This window comes from Achromobacter colocynthidis (assembly GCF_057334535.1).
In genome coordinates this window covers 1-8,250 of record NZ_JBHFIZ010000025.1, presented here as the reverse complement: position 1 = coordinate 8,250, position 8,250 = coordinate 1, and the positions used below count along the sequence as shown (strand labels likewise).

Annotated in this window: 8 protein-coding genes; 6 read left to right on the top strand and 2 right to left on the bottom strand. The window is 66.7% G+C overall.

Annotated elements, in window-relative coordinates; translation table 11 throughout:
* The first annotated feature begins 603 nt into the window (after window positions 1-603).
* Together ACE04A_RS10840 and gorA are read left to right on the top strand one after the other, a co-directional pair.
* Window positions 604-1,248 carry a hypothetical protein gene (locus ACE04A_RS10840; RefSeq protein WP_485820113.1) on the top strand — a complete coding sequence of 215 codons (645 nt, stop codon included), beginning with the start codon at window positions 604-606 and terminating at the stop codon, window positions 1,246-1,248.
* 34 nt (window positions 1,249-1,282) lie between these two features.
* A complete protein-coding gene (gene gorA / locus ACE04A_RS10835) occupies window positions 1,283-2,641 on the top strand; it encodes a glutathione-disulfide reductase (protein ID WP_448719118.1) in 1,359 nt (452 codons plus the stop codon).
* A 3-nt stretch (window positions 2,642-2,644) separates the two neighbouring features.
* Here the strand turns inward: gorA and ACE04A_RS10830 are convergent, their stop codons facing one another.
* A complete protein-coding gene (locus ACE04A_RS10830) occupies window positions 2,645-3,466 on the bottom strand; it encodes a DUF72 domain-containing protein (protein WP_485820112.1) in 822 nt (273 codons plus the stop codon).
* 226 nt (window positions 3,467-3,692) lie between these two features.
* Here ACE04A_RS10830 and ACE04A_RS10825 point away from each other — a divergent pair, with 226 nt between their 5' ends.
* Both ACE04A_RS10825 and ACE04A_RS10820 read left to right on the top strand, forming a co-directional pair.
* Window positions 3,693-4,325 carry a LysE family translocator gene (locus ACE04A_RS10825; protein WP_100855227.1) on the top strand — a complete coding sequence of 211 codons (633 nt, stop codon included), beginning with the start codon at window positions 3,693-3,695 and terminating at the stop codon, window positions 4,323-4,325.
* Window positions 4,325-4,621 (top strand): hypothetical protein, encoded by a 297-nt coding sequence (locus tag ACE04A_RS10820; protein WP_100855228.1) that lies wholly within the window; start codon window positions 4,325-4,327, stop codon window positions 4,619-4,621. Before ACE04A_RS10825 ends, ACE04A_RS10820 begins: the two co-directional genes overlap by 1 nt.
* An 81-nt stretch (window positions 4,622-4,702) precedes the next feature.
* On the opposite strand, the gene pdxR is transcribed toward ACE04A_RS10820, so the two are convergent.
* Window positions 4,703-6,229: a MocR-like pyridoxine biosynthesis transcription factor PdxR gene (gene pdxR, locus ACE04A_RS10815; protein ID WP_448719114.1), complete on the bottom strand. Its 1,527-nt coding sequence runs from the start codon at window positions 6,227-6,229 to the stop codon at window positions 4,703-4,705.
* 287 nt (window positions 6,230-6,516) lie between these two features.
* Here pdxR and ACE04A_RS10810 point away from each other — a divergent pair, with 287 nt between their 5' ends.
* Together ACE04A_RS10810 and ACE04A_RS10805 are read left to right on the top strand one after the other, a co-directional pair.
* Window positions 6,517-7,245, top strand: a complete 729-nt coding sequence (locus tag ACE04A_RS10810) for a GNAT family N-acetyltransferase (RefSeq protein ID WP_448719112.1) — start codon at window positions 6,517-6,519, stop codon at window positions 7,243-7,245.
* Window positions 7,236-8,120 (top strand): DMT family transporter, encoded by an 885-nt coding sequence (locus ACE04A_RS10805; RefSeq protein ID WP_259249037.1) that lies wholly within the window; start codon window positions 7,236-7,238, stop codon window positions 8,118-8,120. The genes ACE04A_RS10810 and ACE04A_RS10805 overlap by 10 nt, the downstream gene beginning before the upstream one ends.
* The last annotated feature ends 130 nt before the right edge of the window (window positions 8,121-8,250 follow it).

The following is an 8,250-nucleotide window of genomic DNA, read 5'->3' as shown; positions in this document are numbered from 1 at the left end:
CCCCCCCGGGCCGCCCCCCGTCCAGGCCAAAGGCCTGGGCGTGGGCGGGCAGGGCGGCCAGCAACAGCAGCAGGGCCACGCCATGCGCGGCGGCGCGCGCGGCCTGGAGGCGAGTGGCCCGGTGCAAGGAGCGGAACACGTTCATGCCCAGCGCCTTCATATGGCGTGCCTTCAGACCGCGTTCATGTCTTCCAGCCCCAGTGATTCGTGACGAGCGTTTTGAGCTCAAGTTCCAGTTGGTTCATCCCGCTTCAACTCCGCTGCCACCCGCCCGGAATGCGGTACCAGCGGGGACGACGGGCGTGACGATGAAAGACCATGTGAACCAAATTGCGCGCATCCATGCCGAAGCGTTCGGCACTGGCGGCGCGCCCGCCTGAGCGGTGTATCCTGGCGGCCTGATCTTGCCAGGCCGACCCGGGCCCCATCACGCGCATATAGACGGCGCCAATGGTGCAGACGGCGCCAATGGCGCGGACCGTGCTGACGATGCCCGCAGTGCCGATGGGAAGGACGCGGCGGACGTCTGCGCCTTGCTGCGCGAACGCATGACCGCCGACCCGGCTTGCCCTGCCGCCGCAGGCCTGGCTACGCAACTGGCGGGTGGCGCGGGCGCGGGTGCTGTTGCGCGCCGGCCTGCCCTTGGCGCAGGCCGCCCAGGCCGTGGGCTTTGCGGATCAGGCGCACCTGACCGTTCTGGGTGGCGACGGCCGGCCAGCAGCAGATAAGGCGGGCTCGGCGCCCCTGTCTTGTTCGAGGTGTGCTGATTGCGGGAAGCTTGATTCCCGTCGCTTGCGTGGCTTAGGGGCGGCCGGAAAATACTGTCTCCTGTTCCGGGCCTGCGGCGCGCTGGACGCCCGGCACCAGGATTTGGTGCTGGCGACGTCGCGGGCGGAACACGTGGCGAACGGGGCCTGGATTGCGCGGCGCAACGCGCCATCGGATTACTGGCTGGGCGTGCATACGGGGCTGTTGAAGCTGGCCAATTGTGCAATTGCAACTCACGATGTGAAACGCAGGTGCCGACCAGGGCACCGACGGGTTTGGCCGTTCGGATACGCGCCAGGCGCTGCGTTCGTTCTTCGGCGTGGACCGCCCGGCCCGGCGGGACCCGGCCCAGGCCGCCCTGGCCATCGCCCGATACGGCATCGACGCCGGGCCGTATCGGCCCCCCCCCCCCCCCCCCCCCCGCCCGCGCGCAGCGGGGCCGGCCCCGGTAGTGTTAAATACGGTTTTCCCGGACCGTGAACGCGGGCGCTCGGGCTATAGCGAAGGAAACAATATGGCATTCGATTTTGATCTGTTTGTGATCGGCGCGGGCTCGGGCGGCGTGCGCGCGGCCCGTTTCGCGGCGGGCTTCGGCGCGCGCGTGGCCGTGGCGGAAAGCCGCTACCTGGGCGGCACCTGCGTCAACGTGGGCTGTGTGCCCAAGAAGCTGCTGGTCTACGGCGCCCACTACAGCGAAGACTTCGAGCAGGCCCACGGCTTTGGCTGGACCACGGGCAAACCGTCCTTCGACTGGCCCACCCTCATCGCCAACAAGAACCGCGAAATCGAGCGCCTTAACGGCATTTACCGCAACTTGCTGGTCAATAGCGGCGTGACGCTGCTGGAAGGCCACGCCCGCATCGTCGACCCGCATACCGTCGAGATCAACGGCCAACGCCACACCGCCGCCAACATCCTGGTGGCGACCGGCGGCTGGCCGCGCGTGCCGGACATTCCCGGCAAGGAACACGCCATTACGTCCAACGAGGCCTTCTTCCTGCCGGCGCTGCCGCGTCGCGTGCTGGTGGTGGGCGGCGGCTACATCGCCGTGGAATTCGCCTCTATTTTCAATGGCATGGGCGCGCAGACCGTCCAGGCTTATCGCGGCCCCTTGTTCCTGCGCGGCTTCGACCAGGGCGTGCGCGAGCATCTGCGTGACGAGCTGACCAAAAAGGGCGTCGACCTGCGCTTTTTCACGGACCTTGCCCGTATCGACAAGCAGCCCAACGGCTCGCTGGCGGCCACGCTGAAGGACGGCTCAGTCATCGAGACGGACTGCGTGTTCTACGCCACCGGACGCCGGCCGATGCTGGACAACCTGGGCCTGGAGAACACCGGCGTCAAGCTGCGCGAAGACGGCTTTATTGATGTGGATGACGAATACCGCACGGCCGAGCCTTCCATCCTGGCCATCGGCGACGTGATCGGTCGCGTGCCGTTGACGCCGGTGGCGCTGGCCGAAGGCATGGCCGTGGCGCGCCGCCTGTTCCGTCCCGAGGAATACCGCAAGGTCGACTACAAGCTGATTCCCACCGCCGTGTTCAGCCTGCCGAACATCGGCACGGTGGGCATGACCACCGAAGAAGCACGCGAGGCCGGCTACGAGATCAAGCTCTTCGAAAGCCGGTTCCGCCCGATGAAGCTGACGCTGACGGAATCGCAGGAAAAGACGCTGATGAAACTGATCGTGGACGCCAAGACGGACCGCGTTCTGGGCGTGCACATGGTGGGTCCCGATGCCGGCGAAATTATCCAGGGCATCGCCGTGGCGCTGAAGGCGGGCGCCACCAAGCAGGTGTTTGACGACACCATCGGCATCCACCCCACGGCCGCCGAAGAGTTCGTGACGCTGCGCACGCCGGTCGCGCAATAAGGCTCACAGCCGTTCGATCATGGCGCGCGCCGCCGCCGGTGCGCGCTCTTTCGCCCCGTTGATGAAAAAGGCATAGACGTCCTGCGGGCGGGCCGCCCCAGGCGGCGGCTGGCCGATGCGGGGCAGGTCGGGCGGATCGGCCCCGCGTGCCCAGGTGCGCAGGCGTTCAGCCCAGGCGTCCAGCACCTTGGGCGCATAGCCCGCCCTGAACGCGGTGCTGGCGCGCATCAGGCGCGCATAGACGAAGTCGGCCGTGCGGTCGGCGATGGACGGAAAATCTTCGCTGTCCGTGTAGACCGTGGCGGCGTGGTGGCGGCGGGCCAAATTCAGGTATTCCTCGCAAGCAAAGCTGGGGTGGCGCACGTCCAGCACGTGGCGCAGCGGCAGGCCATCGACCTTGTCGGGCAGCAGCGCCAGGAACGCGCCGAAATCCTCGGCGTTGAAGGTCTTGGTGGGGGCAAACTGCCACACCACCGGCCCCAGCTTGGGGCCCAGCTCGGCGATGCCGCTGTTCACGAAACGCAAGATAGAGTCTTTCGCGCCCGCCAGTTCGCGCCGGTTGGTCGCGTAGCGCGAGGCCTTCAGCGAAAAGATAAAACCATCCGGCGTCTCGTCGCGCCACTTGGCGAAGGTGGCCGGCTTTTGCGTGCTGTAGTAGGTGCCGTTGATTTCAATGGCGGTCAGCCGCTGGCTGGCGTATTCCAGTTCGCGCGCGTGGGGCAGGCCTTCGGGAAAGAATGTGCCGCGCCAGGGCGCGTAGGTCCAGCCTCCAATGCCGACTCGGATGATGGGGCTTGCGCCCTGGGACTGATGACGATTCGGCATGTTCAGGTGCTCCATGCAGTCGTACGATCGGTTCACTGTATCGCTACGCAGGCGCGGTCGTAAAGGCGTGGATGTTGCTCGGCAGGCCCTGTCCACGCCGGTGTGGCATGGGCGATACGAGATGAAAGCGGGTTTGGGAACATCAAAAAAATCCCTGTTCCGATACAGTTTTGCGATAACGTGTGCGAATCACTTTTCGACGACACCCGGCTCGCGCCGGCTCAACATGCCCGACCTGACTCATCTTCTTGCCTTCGCCCTGGTGTCTTTGGGCATGGTGCTGACGCCCGGCCCCAACATGATCTACCTGGTGTCGCGCTCAATCTCCCAAGGCGCGCGCGCCGGCCTGATTTCGCTGGGCGGCGTGGCGGTCGGGTTCATCTTCTATGTGTGTTGCGCGGCATTCGGCATCACGGCCTTGCTGCTGACCGTGCCCATGGCCTATGACGCGCTGCGCATCGGCGGCGCTCTGTATCTGCTGTACATGGCGTGGCAGGCCATCCGGCCGGGCGGTCGTTCGCCGTTCCAGGTACGCGAGCTGCCCAAGAGCAGCGCGCGCACGCTGTTCACCATGGGCCTGGTGACGAACCTGCTCAATCCCAAGATCGCGGTGATGTATGTGTCGCTGCTGCCGCAGTTCATTCAGCCTGATCACGGCAGCGTGTTCACGCAGTCGCTGGCCTTGGGCATGACGCAAGTGGTGATCAGCCTGTCGGTCAACGCCGTCATCGCCATCACCGCGGGCTCCATCGCCGTCTTTCTGGCGGGGCGGCCCTTGTGGATGGTGATTCAGCGCTGGCTGATGGGAACCGTGCTGGCCGGCCTGGCCGTGCGCATGCTGATGGACACGCGCCGCTGATGCCACAGGACGACGGATTTTTCGGATCGCTGGGCGTCATGCTCGGCGAAGCGCTGCGCGCCGTGGTGGCGGGCATCAAGTGGCTGCTGGGCGGCTTGGGCGGCGCCTTGGGCGACTTCTACGGCGGGCTGTCCAAGGCCATGGGCATGAGCCCATCCATCTTCAACTTTGTCTTGCTGGTGCTGGGGCTGATGTTCCTGTGGGCCGCCATCAAGGCCTTGCTGCGCCGCTCTATCCTGGGCTTTCTGTTCTGGCTGGTGCTGGCGGTACTGGTGCTGGGCGGCCTGGTGAATTAGCGGCGTGCGTTAAGCGCCCGATGCTGCGGCGCTGATTCTCTAGCGCTGATTCTCCGACGCTGATTCTCCAGCGCCAATCCTCTAGCGCCTTGCCTGGCGCGCGAAGTCACCCAGGCGTTTGATCATGGTGGGGAAGTGGTCGGCGCTGGTGTTGCCATAGCCGATCACCAGGCCGTTGTCTTCCGGACGCGGCACCATCGCGAACGACGACAGCGCGCTGGGGTTCATGCCCACTAGCCGCGCCTGCGCCACGATGGCCTGATCCGGAATGTCGGGCGGCAGGCGCACCGTCAGATGCAGCCCGCTATGCCCGCCCAGCACCTCGTGATCCACGCGCAAATGGGTGGCCAGTGCGTCGCGCAAAGCGGCTTGCCGGTCGCGGTACAGGCGCCGCATGCGACCCAGGTGGCGCGAAAACTGGCCGTTGTCGATGAAGGCGGCCAGGGTCAGTTGTTCCAGCCGATGGCCGCCGCGCAGCATCTCAACGACCGAGGGCAGCGCCGTTTGGGCAAGCGCCTCGGGCAGCACCAGAAAGCCCAGCCGCAAGGCGGGAAACAGCGTCTTGCTGAAGGTGCCCACGTACAGTACGGGCGCATCGGGCACCAGCCCCTGCATGGCCGCGATGGGTTCGCCCTGATGGCGGAATTCACTGTCGTAATCGTCTTCGATGATCCATGCGCCCGCGCGCCGGGCGCGTTCCAGCAAATCCAGCCGACGCGCGACCGAGAGCACGGCGCCCGTGGGGTATTGATGCGTGGGCGTGGTCTGGATCAGGCGCGGTGGTTGGGTGCGCCAGGCGTCTTCGGGGATGACAATGCCGTCGGCGTCCACGCGCATGGCCACCACGTTCAGGTCGCCACCATGAAAGGTCGACTTGGCGCCGCGATAGCCCGGATCTTCCAGCCAGGCCGTGTCGCCAGGGTTGGTCAGCAATTGCACGCACAAGGCCAAGGCGCCTTGGGCGCCTTCCGTGATGATGATGCGCGAGGCGTCGCAGTGCACGCCCCGCGACACGCGCAGGTATTGGGCGATGGCTTCGCGCAGCGCGGGTTCGCCTATCGGGTGCCCGTAGCCCAGCGTGGCGGCGGGTGCTGCGTGCAGGGCGCGGTCTTGCGCGCGGCGCCAGGCGTTCAAGGGAAATTGGGTCAGCGCCGGCGTGCCAGGCGTCAGCGGCAGCGAACTGTCGCTGGGCGCGCGCGTGGTCACGATGCGCGACAGGCGCGTGGCGGTGGCGGGCGGCAAGGCGCGCTGGGTGGTGCGGTTTGCTGATGGCTGGGGGGCCGTGAGCGAGGGCGATGACAGAGGCGATGACAGAGGCGACGACAAGGGCGCCGACAGGGGAGCAACGCGCGTGCCCTGGCGGTCGGCGATGACATAGCCTTCGGCCGTCAACTGCTCGTAGGCAATCAGCACCGTGTTGCGCGAAATCGCCAGGTCTTCAGACAGCGAGCGCGACGATGGCAGCTTGCCGCCAGCAGGCAACTGACCGGCCAGAATGGCTTGCTTCAAGCGTTGGATAAGCTGGCGCTGCCGGGGCAGGGCGCCGGGGCCACGCGCAAGCGGGCTGGACAGCAGGGCGCTGTCGGCGGGAATGTTCGGGCTTGGCATTTGGGTTGGCATTTGGATTGGCGCCGGGGTTGACGCTTGCGATGGCGCTGGGGTTGGCACGAGCAATGGCGCAGGGGTTGGCACCTGCGATGGTGCGTGGGTTGGCATCTGCGATGGTGCCGGGGTTGCTGCCTGCGTCGGTGCCCGGGCTGGCATATTCATGGCCCCATTAAATTCCAGGATCGTGGTGCTTTTTATGATGCCACGATTCCGATATCGTGAGGTTCTGCGTGTTGCGTCCGCCACGGCCGGCGGCGCGCGCTTACCCCTAGATGAGGCCCCGCCGCATGCCATCCCGCGTCAATGCATTCCAACAACCCATCGGCCCCGACGTACCCGGCTGGACGCCGCGCCCGCGTCCGCCGCTAACATCCACCACCGGCCGCTACTGCCGGCTGGAACCGCTGTCGGCCGAGCGTCACGCGGCGGACCTGTACCAGGCCTTCAGCCAGGCGCCGGACGATAGCGACTGGACCTACATGGGCGTTGGCCCGTTCGCTGATGAAGCCGCGTACCGCGCCTTTGCCGAAGCCGCCCAGGCGGGCAACGACCCGCTGCACCACGCCATCATCGACCTGAAAACCGGCCGGGCCATCGGCACGCTGGCCTTGATGCGCATCGACCCGGCCAATGGCGTCATCGAGGTCGGCTTCGTATCGTTCTCGCGCCAGCTCAAGCGCACCCGCATCGCCACCGAAGCGCAGTTCCTGCTGATGCGCCGCGCGTTCGACGAGCTGGGTTACCGCCGCTACGAATGGAAGTGCGACAGCCTGAACGCCCCGTCGCGCCAGGCCGCCGCGCGGCTGGGGTTCCAGTTTGAGGGCATCTTCCGCCAAGCCACGATCTACAAGGGCCGCAGCCGCGACACCGCGTGGTTTTCGATCATCGATAGCGAATGGCCGGCTCTGCGCGCCGCTTACGAGCGCTGGCTGGACCCCGCGAACTTCGATGAGCAAGGCAAGCAGCGCCAGGGGCTGTCCGAACTGACCGCCATGGAAAAAGCCGCGTGCGCCTGATCCCGGTGGCGTTGGCCCTGTTCTGGGGCTTGAACTGGCCGGCGGTGAAGATCATCTTGGCGATCTTCCCGCCGTTTACGCTGCGCGTGCTGGGGCTGGGCAGCGGCGCCATTCTGTTGCTGCTGCTGGCGCGCGCCAAGCGGCTGGCGCTGCTGCCGCCTCGCGACGCGTGGCCCGGCATCGTCGTGGGCGGAGTGCTGGCCGTGGCCGTCTTCAACCTGGCGGTGGCCTGGGCGCAGCTCAGCACCAGTACGTCCCGCGCGGCGGTGCTGACCTTCACCATGCCCATGATGTCGGCGGTGCTGGCGTGGCTGGTCCTGGGCGAACGCCTGGACCGGCGGCGCGGGCTGGCGTTGATGCTGGGCGCGATAGGCGTGGCCATCCTGGCCTGGCCCGTGCTGCACGCGGTGTTCGCGGAACACGATCTGGCGGCAACAAAGGGCTTGATCTTCCCGCTGGTGGCGGCGTTCGGATGGGCGGCCGGCACCGTCTACCTGAAGCGCTGGCCCGTGAACGGCCATCGCATCGTCATCACGGCATGGCAACTCGCCGTAGGCGCCGCCTGCGCCCTGACCGGCGTGTTGATCGCGGGCGAATCATTTCCCACCCAAGGCTGGAACGGCCGCATCGTCGCGGCGCTGTCGTTCCACATCATCCTGGGCACGGCGGTGGCGTATTGGCTGTGGTTCGTCCTGAGCGAACGCGTCAGCGCCACGGTCGCCGCGCTGACAACGCTGATGGTGCCCGTGGTTGGCGTGCTTGGCGCAATGGCCCTGGTCGGCGACAGACCTGGCGCAGCCGACTGGTGGGGGTTTGGTTTTGTGCTGGCGGGCGCGGCGCTGATCGTGTTGAACCTGGGGCGCGGGCGTGGCTGAGCGAGATGGGTTACGTGCGCTGGACGGCAGTTCCCAGATGGTTGGCATCTCGCACTCCACCCATCCTACGAACGTGCACCCGTAGGATGGCCCGTAGGATGGGTGAAGCGCGGCAAGGGTCGGCAGAAGA